The organism is Agrobacterium sp. El2ro-1b (assembly GCF_048298475.1).
GTDB classification, from domain to species: Bacteria; Pseudomonadota; Alphaproteobacteria; order Rhizobiales; family Rhizobiaceae; genus Agrobacterium; species Agrobacterium fabrum.
Genome location: NZ_CP103458.1, coordinates 1633136 through 1648162, shown reverse-complemented (window position 1 = coordinate 1648162; position 15027 = coordinate 1633136). Strand labels below are relative to the sequence as shown.

Sequence of the window (15027 nt, the reverse complement as noted above, 5' to 3'; positions counted from 1 at the left end):
GTCAACCCTGTTCGCGGATGTTGTAGCGTGTCAGAACGGAAAGCCGTCGAACGAGATCGGCCTGGCCGGTGCTGCCGGTTTTCGCATAGATCGACTTGGCGTTGCTGCGAACCGTTTCGTGGGAGATTTGCAATTGCCTGGCAACGGCGGGAAGCGAAAGCCCCTTCATGATTTCCAGCGCGACGCGGGCTTCGCCCTTCGTGAGGTCGTAGAGGCCTTTCAGCAGCGTGCCTGCGTCGGCGATGGTGCCCATGGGCTGCGATATCAGCACGATGGCGCTGCCATTGGGTGACAGGTCCAGCGCATTCCTGCGCAGGGGGATGACGTGGAGGATGCAGGCCCCGTCCTCACCGCTGGGGAGGGGGAAAGACCCGACAGCGTGCCCGGCGAGCGCCTTATAGAGCAGCCGGTTTGTTCTTTCGTCGGATATGATGATCCTGTCACGGGCGCGGGTGGAAATGGATTTCTGAAGCGACAGAAACAGGTCGTTGGCGGAGAGAATGCGGCCACTTGCCTGTAGCACCGCGGCCGGTGCACCGATGACGTTGAGGCCGAGTGTCATGGCATCGGCCTTCTGCCGTTGCAGCCGGGTTGCGAGCGTGAGGCTGCGGGCGATGTGCGGCCTCAACCCGGCGAGCGCCGCCATGGTTTCCGGCCCGATGACTCCGCTCTCCAGCTTGCGTTCAAAAAGCACCGTCATTTCCGGATGGTCGGGCGGCGCAATCTGGGTGGCAACACCATATCCCAATCCGCGCGGCATCAGGAAATCACGCACGATCGGCAACCCGGCCCATTCATCATGGGTGAAAACGTCGAAATCCTGCACGAAGGAAAATTGTCCCTCACGGATCGCGCGGGTGAGGCGCTCATTGCGGCGGTTCCAGCCGCCTTCCATGAAGGCCTGCATCAGCTCCTGAAGATTGGGCGTATAAAGCCAGCATTCCTCCTCACCCTTGCCCCAGGTGAGGGCGCCACCCCAGAAATCCAGCCGGTGGCCGATGGTGGCAATCACTTTCGCCCAACGATCGGGGAAAAGCGCTGCCTCGTAAATGTCATCGATAATGTCTGCCGACGATATAGTATTCAACCCGTCACCGGAATATTGTGTCGGGATTATCTAAAGCTCATCCTGCGGTATTGTTCAATGGATAAAGTAATAATACTACTGTATTCAAAGTATATAATCTATGCGTGACTTAATATATTAATCAGCTTGCCGAAGGGGTCGCGCAGAAACAGCCGTTGCACGCCCCACGCCTCGGTCACCGGGCCGTATTCGATCGGCAAACCGGCTTTCAGAATCCTGGCATGGACCTCTTCGAAGTTGTCGACCTCGATGGAGAGATCCGGCAGATCAGTGCCGGACCCGCCGTCGCTTGCGAAACTGACCTGAGCGTGTGCTTCGAGCGGGCTGGTATGGGTGACGATCCACCCGTGATCCATGGCGACGGACATGCCGAGAATATCGCCGTAGAACGCCTGCGCCCGCGCGGGCTCGGGCGTTACGATATTGGCGACGACACGTCTGACCGCCATGGGGCTCTACCTCAGGCGAAGCGGATGATGGCGACTTCGCCTTCGAGCGCGCCCTGATAGGCGGACGCGTGCGGCTCTTCATCCGGGATCTCCGTGAGCATGCCGATCTGGTCGAGATCTGCCTCGATGAAGCCTTCCTCGGAAAGCGCGTTCAGCGTCTCGCGCACGGCGGTATCGTCGTCCGGCGCCCGGAGGATGACGTGGATGTCGATGCCCTCGGAATTGTCGGTCTCGTAAGCCTTGCCGATGACGATGAAGACCATCGGCTCGTCGCGTCCATTATCGTTGTCGGGGAGGGTGCTCATGGCGCGGTTCCTTGATCATTTGTTGCTTTCTTGCGGGCCGATGGAATCGGTCCCGCGGGCGGCGAAACCGATCCGGCCCGCCCTGAGGGAATCAATAGACGGATTTTGTGAAAAGCCAAAGCGCGGAGGTCAAAATCGCTGCCTTCTGCGCCGACTTATGTTAAAGCGCGTTGGAAATGGCCCGGACGCGGGCCTAGGGGCCATGGGTGGCGGCGCAAAATGTGGATTCACCCTTGACGAAAGCTGGCTAAAACAGTAGTACGCCCGCCATCGGAGCCTCTATCTGTGCTGGCCGTTCGGAAACGTTTTTCCCGAACATCATCTCAAATGAAGCTTCATTGCACGTAGAAGACACGAATGTTGCACGCAAGACGCCTCATCCGGCGTCCTCTGCTCTTGGTGGTCCATCCGTGAAAACGGATCGGGCCACGTTTTGCGCATGAGGATATATGCGTGCATCGTCGCCGGAAACGGCATAGCCGCCACCCGTGAGGGTGGCTAAAGTAGTTTTTGCAAGGGATGGTTATATGCCTACCGTAAACCAGCTGATCCGCAAGCCTCGCCAGGCACAGGTAAAGCGCAACAAGGTTCCTGCTCTTCAGGAAAACCCGCAGAAGCGTGGTGTTTGCACCCGCGTTTACACGACGACCCCGAAGAAGCCGAACTCGGCTCTGCGTAAGGTTGCCAAGATCCGCCTCACCAACGGCTTCGAAGTCATCGGCTACATTCCTGGCGAAGGTCATAACCTTCAGGAACACTCCGTGGTCATGATCCGCGGCGGCCGCGTAAAGGACTTGCCGGGCGTGCGTTACCACATCATCCGTGGCGTTCTCGATACCCAGGGCGTCAAGAACCGCAAGCAGCGCCGCTCCAAGTACGGTGCGAAGCGTCCGAAGTAATTCGGGTTTAACAAATTCCGGCGCTGCGCGAGGTTCTCCGCGTGGTAAAGCGTCAATAACATTGAGAGACAAAGAATATGTCCCGTCGCCATAGTGCAGAAAAGCGTGAGATCAATCCGGACCCGAAGTTCGGCGATCTGGTCGTCACCAAGTTCATGAACGCCATCATGCTTCACGGCAAGAAGTCGGTCGCAGAAAGCATCGTTTACGGCGCGTTCGACGTCGTTCAGGGCAAGACGAAGCAGGAGCCGCTCGGCGTGTTCCACTCCGCCCTCGACAACGTTGCCCCGCACGTTGAAGTGCGTTCGCGCCGCGTTGGTGGTGCTACGTATCAGGTTCCGGTCGACGTTCGTCCCGAGCGCCGTCAGGCTCTCGCCATCCGCTGGCTGATCACTGCTGCTCGCAAGCGTAACGAAACGACCATGGTCGATCGCCTTTCCGGCGAACTCATGGACGCTGCGAACAACCGCGGTTCTGCCGTCAAGAAGCGTGAAGACACGCACAAGATGGCCGACGCTAACCGCGCATTCTCGCATTACCGCTGGTAATCTTAAACGGTCGCATATCGAAAGGCAGTCCACTATGGCTCGCGAATATAAAATCGAAGACTACCGCAATTTCGGTATCATGGCGCATATCGACGCCGGCAAGACCACGACCACCGAGCGTATTCTTTATTACACCGGTAAGTCGCACAAGATCGGCGAAGTTCATGATGGCGCTGCCACGATGGACTGGATGGAGCAGGAGCAGGAGCGTGGTATCACCATCACCTCCGCAGCCACCACGACCTTCTGGAAGGGTCGCGACGGCAAGATGCGCCGCTTCAACATCATCGACACCCCCGGCCACGTTGACTTCACCATTGAAGTCGAGCGTTCGCTGCGCGTTCTCGACGGTGCCATTGCTCTTCTCGATGCCAACGCCGGTGTAGAGCCGCAGACGGAAACCGTCTGGCGTCAGGCTGAGAAGTACAACGTTCCGCGTATGATCTTCTGCAACAAGATGGACAAGACCGGTGCTGACTTCTACCGCTCGGTAGAAATGATCAAGACCCGTCTCGGCGCAACTGCCGTTGTCATGCAGCTGCCGATCGGCGCAGAGACCGAGTTCAAGGGCGTTATCGACTTGATCGAGATGAATGCACTCATCTGGCGCGACGAATCGCTCGGCGCTCAGTGGGACGTCGTCGAAATCCCTGATGACATGAAGGCCAAGGCTGACGAATATCGCGAAAAGCTGATCGAGACCGTTGTCGAGATCGACGAAGAAGCGATGGAAGACTACCTGAACGGCATCATGCCCGACAACGACAAGATCCGTGCGCTCGTTCGCCGCGGCACCATCGACGTGAAGTTCCACCCGATGTTCTGCGGTACCGCGTTCAAGAACAAGGGCGTTCAGCCGCTTCTCGACGCTGTTGTCGACTACCTGCCTTCTCCGCTGGACATCCCGGCGATCAAGGGCATCGACTTCAAGACCGAAGCCGAAATCGAACGTCATGCCGACGACAGCGAGCCGCTTTCCATGCTCGCGTTCAAGATCATGAACGACCCCTTCGTCGGTTCGCTGACCTTTGCTCGTATCTACTCGGGCAAGCTCGAAAAGGGTACGTCTGTCATCAACACGGTCAAGGACAAGCGCGAGCGCGTCGGCCGTATGCTGCAGATGCATTCCAACAGCCGTGAAGACATCGAAGAAGCCTTTGCCGGCGACATCGTTGCTCTGGCTGGCCTCAAGGAAACCACCACTGGCGATACGCTCTGCGATCCGCTGAAGCCGGTTATCCTCGAGCGTATGGAATTCCCCGAGCCGGTCATCCAGATCGCGATCGAGCCGAAGACCAAGGGCGACCAGGAAAAGATGGGTCTCGCGCTCAACCGTCTGGCTGCTGAAGATCCTTCGTTCCGCGTCAAGACGGATGAAGAATCCGGTCAGACGATCATCGCAGGCATGGGCGAGCTTCACCTCGACATTCTCGTTGACCGTATGCGTCGCGAGTTCAAGGTTGAAGCAACCGTCGGTGCTCCGCAGGTTGCCTACCGCGAAACCATCACGCGTCAGCACGAAGAAGACTACACGCACAAGAAGCAGTCCGGTGGTACCGGTCAGTTCGCTCGCGTGAAGATCATCTTCGAACCGAACCCTGAAGGTGAAGAATTCAAGTTCGAATCCAAGATCGTCGGTGGTGCTGTTCCGAAGGAATACATCCCGGGCGTTCAGAAGGGTATCGAAAGCGTTCTGTCTTCCGGTCCGCTCGCTGGCTTCCCGATGCTGGGCGTCAAGGCAACCCTGATCGACGGCGCATACCACGACGTCGACTCCTCGGTTCTCGCCTTCGAAATCGCATCGCGTGCCTGCTTCCGTGAAGCAGCAAAGAAGGCTGGTGCACAGCTTCTCGAGCCGATGATGAAGGTCGAAGTTGTGACCCCTGAAGATTACGTCGGTGACGTGATCGGCGATCTGAACTCGCGTCGCGGTCAGATCCAGGGCCAGGAATCGCGTGGCATCACCATCGTGATCAGCGCACACGTTCCGCTCGCGAACATGTTCAAGTACGTCGACAACCTGCGCTCCATGTCGCAGGGTCGCGCGCAGTACTCGATGACGTTCGATCACTATTCGCCGGTTCCGTCGAACGTGGCGCAGGAAATCCAGGCAAAGTACTCCGGTCAGAAGTGATCGGGGTACGCCCCAAACGATTTGAAGATTATTCCCGTCAAGGGACAAGAATGGAGAGCCACTAATGGCAAAGAGCAAGTTTGAGCGCAATAAGCCGCACGTCAACATTGGCACGATCGGTCACGTCGACCACGGCAAGACGTCGTTGACTGCTGCGATCACGAAGTATTTCGGCGAGTTCAAGGCGTATGACCAAATCGACGCCGCTCCTGAAGAAAAGGCTCGTGGTATCACGATTTCGACGGCCCACGTTGAGTATGAGACGCCAAACCGTCACTACGCCCACGTTGACTGCCCCGGCCACGCCGACTACGTGAAGAACATGATCACCGGTGCTGCCCAGATGGACGGCGCGATCCTGGTTTGCTCGGCTGCCGACGGCCCGATGCCGCAGACCCGCGAGCACATCCTGCTTGCCCGTCAGGTTGGCGTTCCGGCGATCGTCGTGTTCCTCAACAAGGTCGACCAGGTTGACGACGCCGAGCTTCTCGAGCTCGTCGAACTGGAAGTTCGCGAACTTCTGTCGTCCTACGACTTCCCGGGCGACGACATTCCGATCATCAAGGGTTCGGCTCTTGCTGCTCTTGAAGATTCCGACAAGAAGATCGGTGAAGACGCGATCCGCGAGCTGATGGCTGCTGTTGACGCCTACATCCCGACGCCTGAGCGTCCGATCGACCAGCCGTTCCTGATGCCGATCGAAGACGTGTTCTCGATCTCGGGTCGTGGTACGGTTGTGACGGGTCGCGTTGAGCGCGGTATCGTCAAGGTTGGTGAAGAAGTCGAAATCGTCGGCATTCGTCCGACCTCGAAGACGACTGTTACCGGCGTTGAAATGTTCCGCAAGCTGCTCGACCAGGGCCAGGCTGGCGACAACATCGGTGCACTCGTTCGCGGCGTTACCCGTGACGGCGTTGAGCGTGGTCAGATCCTGTGCAAGCCGGGTTCGGTCAAGCCGCACAAGAAGTTCATGGCAGAAGCCTACATCCTGACGAAGGAAGAAGGCGGCCGTCATACGCCGTTCTTCACGAACTACCGTCCGCAGTTCTACTTCCGTACGACTGACGTTACCGGTATCGTTTCGCTTCCTGAAGGCACGGAAATGGTTATGCCTGGCGACAACGTGACTGTTGAAGTCGAGCTGATCGTTCCGATCGCGATGGAAGAAAAGCTGCGCTTCGCTATCCGCGAAGGCGGCCGTACCGTCGGCGCCGGCATCGTTGCTTCGATCGTCGAGTAATTTCGACTTTCAAAATTCAGTCCGGCGGCGGTGTCAAGAACACCGCCGCCGGACTTTTAATAAAAAGCCTGGCGGCGTTGCATTTTTAGTGCTTGAAAAATTCGGTGAAAGCGCGTAAACGCGCACTCACACTCACCCGCTGGATTCGCAAGCAATTGCGGCGCGCGGTGTTTTAGCAATACAGACTACTGAAATGATTGGAGTGCAGGGGCATTCCTCTCGATTTTTGAAAATCTGCGGCGCCACGATCAATAGAAGTTCATGTGTTTCCGCGTGCGGAAACGAATAACAAAGAACAAGGACAAGACGAATGACCGGCCAGAATATCCGTATCCGCCTCAAGGCGTTCGATCACCGGATCCTCGATGCCTCTACCCGTGAAATCGTGTCGACCGCAAAGCGCACCGGCGCCAGCGTTCGCGGCCCGGTTCCGCTCCCCACCCGCATCGAAAAGTTTACCGTCAACCGCTCTCCTCACGTTGACAAGAAAAGCCGTGAACAGTTCGAAATGCGGACGCACAAGCGTCTTCTCGATATCGTTGACCCCACCCCGCAGACTGTCGATGCTCTGATGAAGCTCGACCTCGCTGCTGGCGTTGACGTGGAAATCAAGCTCTAAGACCCGGCCCGATCCATCCTAGGTGAGGGCTGAAATAACAAGGAAGGTACGTGGAGCAATCCAACGTCTTCCAAATCGGAGACCGGAAACATCGTGAGATGTCGAAGGGCACTCCTTAACAAAGGCCAGAGAGGGTTTTCCCTTCAAGGCTCGCAAGAGGATGAACCAATGCGTTCAGGTGTGATTGCACAGAAAGTGGGTATGACACGCGTCTATAACGACGCAGGTGAACATATCCCTGTAACAGTATTGCGACTGGATAACGTACAAGTCGTTGCCCAGCGCACGGAAGACAAGAATGGCTACACCGCAGTTCAGCTCGGTGCCGGCCAGTCCAAGGTCAAGAACACGACGAAGGCGCTTCGCGGCCATTTTGCCGCTGCCAATGTCGAACCGAAAGCCAAGCTCGTCGAGTTCCGGGTTTCCCCCGAGAACCTGATCGACATCGGTGCAACACTGACCGCAAATCATTTTCAGTCCGGCCAGCTGGTCGACGTCACTGGAACCACAATCGGTAAAGGTTTTGCCGGTGCTATGAAGCGTCACAACTTCGGTGGTGGCCGCGCTTCGCACGGTAACTCCGTATCGCACCGTGCACACGGTTCGACCGGTAACAACCAGGATCCGGGCCGCGTCTGGAAGGGCAAGCGCATGGCTGGTCATATGGGCCAGACACGCGTCACGACCCAGAACCTTGAAGTCGTTTCGACTGATGAAGACCGTGGCCTCATCCTGGTAAAGGGTGCGGTTCCCGGTTCCAAGGGCGCCTGGATCATCGTCCGCGACGCCGTCAAGTCGGCTGCGAAGTAAGGGAGCCTTATCATGGAATTGAACGTCAAGACCCTCGAGGGAAAAGACGCCGGCAAGGTTTCTCTGTCGGATGAGATCTTCGGCCTCGACCCCCGCCAGGACATCCTGGCCCGTATGGTTCGCTGGCAGCTTGCAAAGAAGCAGCAGGGAACCCACAAAACCAAGAACCGGTCGGAAGTTTCCCGCACCGGTGCGAAGATGTACAAGCAGAAGGGTACGGGCCGCGCTCGTCACCATTCGGCTCGCGCACCGCAGTTCCGCGGCGGCGGCAAGGCCCACGGCCCGGTCGTTCGCAGCCACGCCCATGACCTTCCCAAGAAGGTTCGTGCGCTCGCTCTGCGTCACGCTTTGTCTGCAAAGCTGAAGGCTGAAGAACTGATCATCATCGATCAGCTCGTTGCGTCCGAAGCAAAGACCAAGGCTCTGCTGGGCAGCTTCGCTTCGCTTGGCCTGACCAACGCTCTCGTTATCGGTGGCGCTGAACTTGATGGCAACTTCAAGCTCGCAGCCCAGAACATTCCGAATGTGGACGTTCTGCCGGTACAGGGCATCAATGTTTACGACATCCTGCGTCGTGGCAAGCTCGTGCTTTCCAAGGCTGCTGTAGAGGCTCTGGAGGAGCGGTTCAAATGACGGATCTTCGCCACTACGATGTGATCGTATCTCCTTCGATCACGGAAAAGTCGACGCTGGTATCCGAACAGAACCAGGTCGTATTCAACGTCGCCAAGACTGCTTCCAAGCCTGAAATCAAGGCTGCCGTGGAAGCTCTCTTCGGTGTCAAAGTCACGGCTGTGAACACGCTTATCCGCAAGGGTAAGACCCGTCGTTTCCGTGGGTTCGCCGGTAAGCTTAAGGACGTCAAGAAAGCCGTCGTTACGCTCGCCGAAGGTCAATCCATCGACGTGTCCACCGGACTCTAAAGGTTAGGCCCAAGCGGGCAAAGACCCAAAAGGGAACAAGAATATGGCATTGAAAAGTTTCAATCCGACCACGCCGAGCCAGCGTCAGCTGGTTATCGTGGACCGCGCTTCGCTCTACAAGGGCAAGCCGGTAAAGGCTCTCACCCAGGGCCTCAGCTCCAAGGGTGGCCGCAACAACCAGGGCCGGATCACCGTCCGTTTCCAGGGTGGCGGTCACAAGCGGACCTATCGTCTGGTAGACTTCAAGCGTCGCAAGTTTGACGTTGAAGGTACCGTTGAACGTCTGGAATACGACCCCAACCGCACCGCGTTCATCGCGCTGGTTACGTATACCGACGGCGAACAGGCTTACATTCTCGCGCCACAGCGTCTCGCTGCCGGTGACAAGGTGATCGCCTCCGACAAGGCAGTGGACGTGAAGCCCGGCAACACCATGCCGCTTCAGTACATTCCGGTCGGTTCGATCATCCACAACGTCGAGATGAAGCCTGGTAAAGGCGGTCAGATTGCCCGCTCCGCCGGTACGTATGTCCAGCTCGTCGGCCGCGATGCCGGTATGGCCATCCTGCGTCTCAACTCGGGCGAACAGCGTCTGGTGCACGGCTCGTGCCTGGCATCGATCGGCGCTGTTTCGAACTCGGACCACGGCAACATCAACGACGGCAAGGCCGGTCGTTCCCGTTGGCGCGGCAAGCGTCCGCACGTTCGCGGCGTCGTCATGAACCCGGTCGACCACCCGCACGGTGGTGGTGAAGGTCGCACGTCGGGTGGTCGCCACCCGGTTACTCCGTGGGGCAAGCCCACGAAGGGCAAGCGCACCCGTTCGAACAAGTCGACCGACAAGTTCATCATGCGCTCGCGCCATCAGCGTAAGAAGTAAGAGAGGTAGTCACTAATGGCTCGTTCAGTATGGAAAGGTCCGTTTGTTGACGGCTATCTTCTCACCAAGGCTGAGAAGGTGCGCGAGAGCGGACGTAACGAAGTAATCAAGATCTGGAGCCGTCGCTCCACGATCCTGCCGCAGTTCGTTGGTCTGACGTTTGGCGTCTACAACGGCAGCAAGCATGTGCCCGTCTCGGTCAACGAAGACATGGTCGGACACAAGTTCGGTGAATTCTCTCCGACCCGTACCTATTACGGTCACGGCGCGGACAAGAAGGCAAAGAGGAAGTAATCATGGCGAAGGCTAAGACCGAACGCCGGCTGAAGGACAATGAGGCTCAGGCCATTGCCCGTACGCTCCGCGTCAGCCCCCAGAAACTGAACCTGGTTGCCGCTCTTATCCGTGGCAAGAAGGTTGATCGCGCTCTCGCCGAGCTCGAATTCTCCCGCAAGCGCATTGCAGGCACCGTCAAGAAGACGCTCGAATCTGCAATTGCCAATGCGGAAAACAACCATGACCTCGACGTCGACGCTCTCGTCGTCGCCGAGGCCTATGTTGGCAAGTCCATCACCATGAAGCGTTTCCACGCTCGTGGCCGTGGTCGTGCTTCCCGCATTGAAAAGCCGTTCGCTCACCTCACGATCGTTGTTCGTGAAGTTGAGGAAAAAGGGGAGGCCGCATAATGGGTCAGAAAATCAATCCAATCGGCTTCCGCCTCGGCATCAACCGTACCTGGGATAGCCGCTGGTACGCTGACACCGCTGAATACGGCAAGCTTCTGCATGAAGACCTGAAGATCCGGGCATACCTGATCAAGGAACTCAAGCAGGCTGGCATCGCCAAGGTCGTCATTGAGCGTCCGCACAAGAAGTGCCGCGTCACGATCCACTCGGCTCGTCCGGGTCTGATCATCGGCAAGAAGGGTGCAGACATCGAGAAGCTTCGCAAGAAGCTTTCCGAGATGACCAACTCCGAAACGCACCTCAACATCGTTGAAGTGCGCAAGCCGGAAATCGACGCTACTCTGGTAGCTCAGTCGATCGCCCAGCAGCTCGAGCGCCGCGTGGCTTTCCGCCGTGCGATGAAGCGCGCTGTTCAGTCCGCAATGCGTCTTGGCGCCGAAGGCATCAAGATCACCTGCGGCGGCCGTCTTGGTGGTGCTGAAATCGCTCGTACCGAATGGTACCGCGAAGGTCGCGTTCCGCTGCACACGCTGCGTGCGGACATCGACTACGGCACGGCCGAAGCTGAAACCGCATTCGGCATCTGCGGCATCAAGGTCTGGATCTTCAAGGGCGAAATCCTTGAACACGATCCGATGGCTTCTGAGCGTCGCGGTCTCGAAGGCGACGCACAGGGCCCTGCAAGCCGTGAGCGTGGCGATCGTCCCGATCGTCGTCGCGAAAACGCTTGATTGACGCTGGCGAAAGATAAGCTCGGAGAAGTAAGAAAATGTTGCAGCCAAAGCGTACTAAGTACCGTAAGCAGTTCAAGGGACGCATCAAGGGCGTCGCCAAGGGCGGCTTTGACCTGGCATTCGGTGAATTCGGCTTGAAGTCGCAGGAACCGAACCGCGTGAATGCACGCGAGATCGAAGCGGCCCGCCGCGCGATCACGCGTTACATGAAGCGCGCAGGTCGTGTGTGGATCCGCGTATTCCCTGACGTTCCGGTGACGGCAAAGCCGACCGAAGTTCGTATGGGTAAGGGCAAGGGTTCGGTCGAATACTGGGCATGCAAGGTCAAGCCCGGTCGTATGATGTTCGAGATCGACGGTGTTACCGAGGAGATCGCCCGTGAGGCGCTTCGTCTCGGCGCTGCCAAGCTCTCGGTCAAGACGCGCTTCGTACAGCGCATCGCAGAGTAAGGAGCAAGGCACATGAAAGCCGATGAAGTTCGCGGCCTCAGCGCCGACCAGCTCAAGGACAAGCTCGCCGATCTGAAGAAGGAGCAGTTTAACCTGCGCTTCCAGAAGGCGACTGGCCAGCTGGAGAAGTCCTCGCGCATCAACGAAGTCCGCAAGGACATCGCCCGCGTTAAAACCATTGCCCGCCAGAAGGCGGCAGAAGCCAAGGCCTAAGGAAAAATAATATGCCGAAACGCATTCTGCAGGGCGTCGTAGTGTCCGACAAGAACGAGAAGACTGTCGTGGTCCGGGTTGAGCGTCGATTCGCTCACCCGCTCATGCAAAAGACCGTTCGTCGTTCGAAGAAGTACAAGGCACACGACGAGAACAATCAGTATAAGGTCGGCGACGTCGTTTCCATCGAGGAATGCGCACCGATTTCCAAGGACAAGCGCTGGACGGTTGTTGCCGCCCAGGCTTAATTTCATCAGAATCGCGCCAGGTCTCTTGTACTTGGCGCGGAATCCTGTATGAAGCAGCGCAAGGACGCTCGTGACCCGAGCGTCTTTTGCTTTATGCGCACGGAAGGTCCTTTAGGAAACCACCCTGTCACGACATTTCCGCGCAAAAAAAGATATATTCATAAGCTGGGGCAGGGGGCTCTCTCGAGAGAGTTTGCCCAACCGTCCCAGTAACAACAAGAAGGCGACCTGACATGATTCAGATGCAAACAAACCTCGACGTGGCGGATAATTCCGGCGCACGTCGTGTCATGTGCATCAAGGTGCTGGGCGGCTCGAAGCGCAAATATGCTTCTGTTGGCGACATTATTGTCGTTTCCATCAAGGAAGCTATTCCGCGCGGCCGCGTCAAGAAGGGCGATGTGATGAAGGCGGTTGTCGTGCGCACCGCCAAGGACATCCGCCGCGCTGACGGCAGCGTCATCCGTTTCGATAACAACGCAGCCGTTCTTATCGACAACAAGAAAGAGCCCATCGGCACCCGTATCTTCGGACCGGTTCCGCGCGAACTTCGCGCCAAGAACCACATGAAGATCATCTCGCTGGCTCCGGAAGTACTGTAAGGAGCGTATGCGATGCAGAAAATTCGTAAAGGCGACAATGTTGTCGTATTGACCGGTAAGGACAAGGGCCGTACCGGCGAAGTAATCCAGGTGATGCCGAAAGAAGACCGTGCCGTTGTGCGTGGCGTAAACATGGTGAAGCGTCACCAGCGCCAGACCCAGGCCCAGGAAGCCGGCATCATCAACAAGGAAGCATCCTTGCACATCTCCAACATCGCCATCGTCGACAAGGATGGCAAGCCGACCCGCGTTGGCTTCTCTGTTGTGGATGGCAAGAAGGTCCGCGTGGCCAAGCGTTCGGGAGAAGTGATCGATGGCTGATAAGTACGAGCCGCGTCTCAAGACGGAATACGTTTCCCGTATCCGCGGCGCCATGCAGGAGAAGTTCTCCTACGCCAACGTCATGATGATCCCCAAGCTGGACAAGATCGTCATCAATATGGGCGTTGGCGAAGCAACCGCCGATTCGAAGAAGCCAACGATTGCTGCTGGCGATCTGGCGGCAATTGCCGGCCAGAAGCCTGTCATCACCAAGGCTCGCAATTCGATCGCCGGCTTCAAGGTTCGTGAACACATGCCAATCGGCGCGAAGGTTACCCTTCGTGGCGAGCGCATGTACGAATTCCTTGATCGTCTGATCAACATCGCGCTGCCGCGCGTTCGCGACTTCCGGGGTCTGAACCCCAAGAGCTTTGACGGCCGTGGCAACTTCGCCATGGGCATCAAGGAACACATTGTGTTCCCTGAGATCAACTACGACAAGGTTGATCAGATGTGGGGCATGGACATCATCGTTTGCACGACGGCGACGTCGGACGACGAAGCTCGGGCTCTGCTTACAGAGTTCAACTTCCCGTTCCGTCACTAACCGTAACGACGAGCGTAGAAAAGGAACTCCGATATGGCGAAAACAAGCGCAGTTGAAAAGAACAAGCGCCGCCGCAAGTCGGTCGCCCAGCAGGCTACCAAGCGTGCTGCACTCAAGGCGATCGTGATGAACCAGTCCCTTCCGATCGAAGACCGGTTCAAGGCCACTCTGAAGCTCGCTTCGCTGCCGCGTGACGGCTCGAAGACGCGTATCCGCAACCGCTGCGAAGTAACGGGCCGTCCGCGCGCGTTCTATCGCAAGCTCAAGATGTCGCGTATCGCGCTTCGTGAGCTGGGCAATTCCGGCAAGGTGCCGGGCATTGTCAAGTCGAGCTGGTAAGGAGACGGGCACATGACCATGACTGATCCTTTGGGTGATATGCTCACCCGCATCCGCAATGGTGCTGCTCGCCGCAAGTCGTCGGTAAGCACCCCTGCTTCCAGCCTGCGCGCACGCGTTCTCGACGTGCTGCAGTCTGAAGGCTACATCCGCGGTTATTCCAAGGTCGATTTCGAAAACGGCAAGGCCGAATTCACGATCGAGCTGAAGTACTACGAAGGCGCGTCGGTGATCCGTGAGATCGGCCGCGTGTCCAAGCCGGGCCGCCGGGTTTATGTCTCGGTAAAGTCCATTCCGCAGGTCGCGAACGGCCTCGGCATCACCATCCTTTCGACTCCGAAGGGTGTGATGGCCGATCACCAGGCTCGCGAACAGAACGTTGGTGGCGAGGTTCTTTGCTCGGTCTTCTAAGACCCGAGCAAGGATCTCCATAACGAACAGACAGGATTGAACAATGTCTCGTATCGGTAAAAAGCCCGTTCCGGTTCCAGCAGGTGTGACGGCCAATGTCGACGGCCAGAAGGTTACTGCTAAGGGCCCGAAGGGTGAACTGTTTTTCGTCGCCAATGACGACATTCAGCTGAAGCTGGAAGATAACGGCGTTTCCGTAACGCCGGCTAACGGCACCAAGGAAGCTCGTTCGAAGTGGGGCATGTCCCGCACGATGATCGAGAACATCTTCAAGGGTGTTAAGGACGGCTATGAGCGTAAGCTCGAAATCAACGGCGTTGGTTACCGTGCCGCCCTGCAGGGCAAGAACCTGCAGCTGGCTCTCGGTTTCAGCCATGACGTTGTTTACGAGCCTCCGGTCGGCATCACCATTGCCGTGCCGAAGCCGACGGAAATCATCGTTTCCGGCATCAACAAGCAGCAGGTTGGCCAGGTAGCCGCGGAAATCCGCGAATACCGCGGTCCCGAGCCCTACAAGGGTAAGGGCGTGAAGTACGCTGAAGAGCGTATTGTCCGCAAAGAAGGCAAGAAGAAGTAAGGATCA

24 protein-coding genes are annotated in these 15027 nt (G+C 57.5%); 21 read left to right on the top strand and 3 right to left on the bottom strand.

Annotated elements, in window-relative coordinates; all coding sequences use genetic code 11:
- Window position 1: 1 nt before the first annotated feature.
- The 3 genes from NYR50_RS08270 to NYR50_RS08260 form a co-directional block, all read right to left on the bottom strand.
- On the bottom strand, window positions 2-1087 hold the full coding sequence (locus NYR50_RS08270) for a helix-turn-helix transcriptional regulator (RefSeq protein WP_418135597.1): 1086 nt from the start codon (window positions 1085-1087) through the stop codon (window positions 2-4).
- Between the two features lie 98 nt (window positions 1088-1185).
- Window positions 1186-1536: a VOC family protein gene (locus NYR50_RS08265; RefSeq protein WP_418135596.1), complete on the bottom strand. Its 351-nt coding sequence runs from the start codon at window positions 1534-1536 to the stop codon at window positions 1186-1188.
- Between the two features lie 11 nt (window positions 1537-1547).
- Window positions 1548-1841 (bottom strand): hypothetical protein, encoded by a 294-nt coding sequence (locus NYR50_RS08260; protein ID WP_003523731.1) that lies wholly within the window; start codon window positions 1839-1841, stop codon window positions 1548-1550.
- Window positions 1842-2368: 527 nt separating this feature from the next.
- Here NYR50_RS08260 and rpsL point away from each other — a divergent pair.
- The 21 genes from rpsL (at window position 2369) to rplF (ending at window position 15021) form a co-directional block, all read left to right on the top strand.
- Complete coding sequence (gene rpsL, locus NYR50_RS08255) at window positions 2369-2740, top strand: 30S ribosomal protein S12 (RefSeq protein ID WP_003507760.1); 372 nt, start codon at window positions 2369-2371, stop codon at window positions 2738-2740.
- Between the two features lie 77 nt (window positions 2741-2817).
- Window positions 2818-3288, top strand: coding sequence for a 30S ribosomal protein S7 (gene rpsG, locus NYR50_RS08250; RefSeq protein WP_003507761.1), 471 nt, complete (start codon window positions 2818-2820; stop codon window positions 3286-3288).
- 34 nt (window positions 3289-3322) lie between these two features.
- The gene (gene fusA / locus NYR50_RS08245; protein ID WP_174008785.1) at window positions 3323-5422 is read left to right on the top strand and encodes an elongation factor G; all 2100 of its coding nucleotides are present in this window, start codon (window positions 3323-3325) and stop codon (window positions 5420-5422) included.
- Window positions 5423-5486: 64 nt separating this feature from the next.
- Window positions 5487-6662, top strand: a complete 1176-nt coding sequence (gene tuf / locus NYR50_RS08240) for an elongation factor Tu (RefSeq protein ID WP_174008784.1) — start codon at window positions 5487-5489, stop codon at window positions 6660-6662.
- Between the two features lie 310 nt (window positions 6663-6972).
- A complete protein-coding gene (gene rpsJ / locus NYR50_RS08235; RefSeq protein ID WP_003495158.1) occupies window positions 6973-7281 on the top strand; it encodes a 30S ribosomal protein S10 in 309 nt (102 codons plus the stop codon).
- Window positions 7282-7449: 168 nt separating this feature from the next.
- The gene (gene rplC / locus NYR50_RS08230; RefSeq protein ID WP_174008783.1) at window positions 7450-8091 is read left to right on the top strand and encodes a 50S ribosomal protein L3; all 642 of its coding nucleotides are present in this window, start codon (window positions 7450-7452) and stop codon (window positions 8089-8091) included.
- 12 nt (window positions 8092-8103) lie between these two features.
- Complete coding sequence (gene rplD, locus NYR50_RS08225) at window positions 8104-8724, top strand: 50S ribosomal protein L4 (protein WP_006313970.1); 621 nt, start codon at window positions 8104-8106, stop codon at window positions 8722-8724.
- The gene (locus NYR50_RS08220; protein ID WP_006313971.1) at window positions 8721-9014 is read left to right on the top strand and encodes a 50S ribosomal protein L23; all 294 of its coding nucleotides are present in this window, start codon (window positions 8721-8723) and stop codon (window positions 9012-9014) included. Before rplD ends, NYR50_RS08220 begins: the two co-directional genes overlap by 4 nt.
- Before the next feature lie 43 nt (window positions 9015-9057).
- Window positions 9058-9894 carry a 50S ribosomal protein L2 gene (gene rplB, locus NYR50_RS08215; RefSeq protein WP_003507771.1) on the top strand — a complete coding sequence of 279 codons (837 nt, stop codon included), beginning with the start codon at window positions 9058-9060 and terminating at the stop codon, window positions 9892-9894.
- 15 nt (window positions 9895-9909) lie between these two features.
- Window positions 9910-10188, top strand: a complete 279-nt coding sequence (gene rpsS, locus NYR50_RS08210; protein ID WP_003507772.1) for a 30S ribosomal protein S19 — start codon at window positions 9910-9912, stop codon at window positions 10186-10188.
- Between the two features lie 2 nt (window positions 10189-10190).
- Window positions 10191-10580, top strand: coding sequence for a 50S ribosomal protein L22 (gene rplV / locus NYR50_RS08205; protein ID WP_006313972.1), 390 nt, complete (start codon window positions 10191-10193; stop codon window positions 10578-10580).
- Window positions 10580-11311: a 30S ribosomal protein S3 gene (gene rpsC / locus NYR50_RS08200; RefSeq protein WP_003495188.1), complete on the top strand. Its 732-nt coding sequence runs from the start codon at window positions 10580-10582 to the stop codon at window positions 11309-11311. Before rplV ends, rpsC begins: the two co-directional genes overlap by 1 nt.
- A 38-nt stretch (window positions 11312-11349) precedes the next feature.
- On the top strand, window positions 11350-11763 hold the full coding sequence (gene rplP / locus NYR50_RS08195) for a 50S ribosomal protein L16 (RefSeq protein ID WP_006313973.1): 414 nt from the start codon (window positions 11350-11352) through the stop codon (window positions 11761-11763).
- 12 nt (window positions 11764-11775) lie between these two features.
- Complete coding sequence (gene rpmC / locus NYR50_RS08190; protein WP_003495193.1) at window positions 11776-11976, top strand: 50S ribosomal protein L29; 201 nt, start codon at window positions 11776-11778, stop codon at window positions 11974-11976.
- An 11-nt stretch (window positions 11977-11987) separates the two neighbouring features.
- Entirely contained in the window at window positions 11988-12224 is a 237-nt protein-coding gene (gene rpsQ, locus NYR50_RS08185) for a 30S ribosomal protein S17 (RefSeq protein WP_006313974.1), read from the top strand.
- A 233-nt stretch (window positions 12225-12457) separates the two neighbouring features.
- Complete coding sequence (rplN, locus tag NYR50_RS08180) at window positions 12458-12826, top strand: 50S ribosomal protein L14 (RefSeq protein WP_003495199.1); 369 nt, start codon at window positions 12458-12460, stop codon at window positions 12824-12826.
- A gap of 12 nt (window positions 12827-12838) precedes the next feature.
- Window positions 12839-13147, top strand: a complete 309-nt coding sequence (gene rplX / locus NYR50_RS08175; RefSeq protein WP_006313975.1) for a 50S ribosomal protein L24 — start codon at window positions 12839-12841, stop codon at window positions 13145-13147.
- Entirely contained in the window at window positions 13140-13694 is a 555-nt protein-coding gene (rplE, locus tag NYR50_RS08170) for a 50S ribosomal protein L5 (RefSeq protein WP_006313976.1), read from the top strand. Before rplX ends, rplE begins: the two co-directional genes overlap by 8 nt.
- A gap of 33 nt (window positions 13695-13727) precedes the next feature.
- Window positions 13728-14033, top strand: a complete 306-nt coding sequence (gene rpsN / locus NYR50_RS08165) for a 30S ribosomal protein S14 (protein WP_003495202.1) — start codon at window positions 13728-13730, stop codon at window positions 14031-14033.
- Window positions 14034-14045: 12 nt separating this feature from the next.
- Complete coding sequence (gene rpsH / locus NYR50_RS08160; RefSeq protein ID WP_006313978.1) at window positions 14046-14444, top strand: 30S ribosomal protein S8; 399 nt, start codon at window positions 14046-14048, stop codon at window positions 14442-14444.
- Window positions 14445-14487: 43 nt separating this feature from the next.
- Window positions 14488-15021 (top strand): 50S ribosomal protein L6, encoded by a 534-nt coding sequence (rplF, locus tag NYR50_RS08155; RefSeq protein ID WP_006313979.1) that lies wholly within the window; start codon window positions 14488-14490, stop codon window positions 15019-15021.
- Window positions 15022-15027: the final 6 nt, after the last annotated feature.

What these genes read in the sequence shown, in the direction of transcription:
- NYR50_RS08265 (WP_418135596.1), bottom strand. Translation starts at nt 1,536, where the DNA reads ATGGCGGTCAGACGTGTCGTCGCCAATATCGTAACGCCCGAGCCCGCG.
- NYR50_RS08260 (WP_003523731.1), bottom strand. Translation starts at nt 1,841, where the DNA reads ATGAGCACCCTCCCCGACAACGATAATGGACGCGACGAGCCGATGGTC.
- rpsL (WP_003507760.1), top strand. Translation starts at nt 2,369, where the DNA reads ATGCCTACCGTAAACCAGCTGATCCGCAAGCCTCGCCAGGCACAGGTA.
- rpsG (WP_003507761.1), top strand. Translation starts at nt 2,818, where the DNA reads ATGTCCCGTCGCCATAGTGCAGAAAAGCGTGAGATCAATCCGGACCCG.
- fusA (WP_174008785.1), top strand. Translation starts at nt 3,323, where the DNA reads ATGGCTCGCGAATATAAAATCGAAGACTACCGCAATTTCGGTATCATG.
- tuf (WP_174008784.1), top strand. Translation starts at nt 5,487, where the DNA reads ATGGCAAAGAGCAAGTTTGAGCGCAATAAGCCGCACGTCAACATTGGC.
- rpsJ (WP_003495158.1), top strand. Translation starts at nt 6,973, where the DNA reads ATGACCGGCCAGAATATCCGTATCCGCCTCAAGGCGTTCGATCACCGG.
- rplC (WP_174008783.1), top strand. Translation starts at nt 7,450, where the DNA reads ATGCGTTCAGGTGTGATTGCACAGAAAGTGGGTATGACACGCGTCTAT.
- rplD (WP_006313970.1), top strand. Translation starts at nt 8,104, where the DNA reads ATGGAATTGAACGTCAAGACCCTCGAGGGAAAAGACGCCGGCAAGGTT.
- NYR50_RS08220 (WP_006313971.1), top strand. Translation starts at nt 8,721, where the DNA reads ATGACGGATCTTCGCCACTACGATGTGATCGTATCTCCTTCGATCACG.
- rplB (WP_003507771.1), top strand. Translation starts at nt 9,058, where the DNA reads ATGGCATTGAAAAGTTTCAATCCGACCACGCCGAGCCAGCGTCAGCTG.
- rpsS (WP_003507772.1), top strand. Translation starts at nt 9,910, where the DNA reads ATGGCTCGTTCAGTATGGAAAGGTCCGTTTGTTGACGGCTATCTTCTC.
- rplV (WP_006313972.1), top strand. Translation starts at nt 10,191, where the DNA reads ATGGCGAAGGCTAAGACCGAACGCCGGCTGAAGGACAATGAGGCTCAG.
- rpsC (WP_003495188.1), top strand. Translation starts at nt 10,580, where the DNA reads ATGGGTCAGAAAATCAATCCAATCGGCTTCCGCCTCGGCATCAACCGT.
- rplP (WP_006313973.1), top strand. Translation starts at nt 11,350, where the DNA reads ATGTTGCAGCCAAAGCGTACTAAGTACCGTAAGCAGTTCAAGGGACGC.
- rpmC (WP_003495193.1), top strand. Translation starts at nt 11,776, where the DNA reads ATGAAAGCCGATGAAGTTCGCGGCCTCAGCGCCGACCAGCTCAAGGAC.
- rpsQ (WP_006313974.1), top strand. Translation starts at nt 11,988, where the DNA reads ATGCCGAAACGCATTCTGCAGGGCGTCGTAGTGTCCGACAAGAACGAG.
- rplN (WP_003495199.1), top strand. Translation starts at nt 12,458, where the DNA reads ATGATTCAGATGCAAACAAACCTCGACGTGGCGGATAATTCCGGCGCA.
- rplX (WP_006313975.1), top strand. Translation starts at nt 12,839, where the DNA reads ATGCAGAAAATTCGTAAAGGCGACAATGTTGTCGTATTGACCGGTAAG.
- rplE (WP_006313976.1), top strand. Translation starts at nt 13,140, where the DNA reads ATGGCTGATAAGTACGAGCCGCGTCTCAAGACGGAATACGTTTCCCGT.
- rpsN (WP_003495202.1), top strand. Translation starts at nt 13,728, where the DNA reads ATGGCGAAAACAAGCGCAGTTGAAAAGAACAAGCGCCGCCGCAAGTCG.
- rpsH (WP_006313978.1), top strand. Translation starts at nt 14,046, where the DNA reads ATGACCATGACTGATCCTTTGGGTGATATGCTCACCCGCATCCGCAAT.
- rplF (WP_006313979.1), top strand. Translation starts at nt 14,488, where the DNA reads ATGTCTCGTATCGGTAAAAAGCCCGTTCCGGTTCCAGCAGGTGTGACG.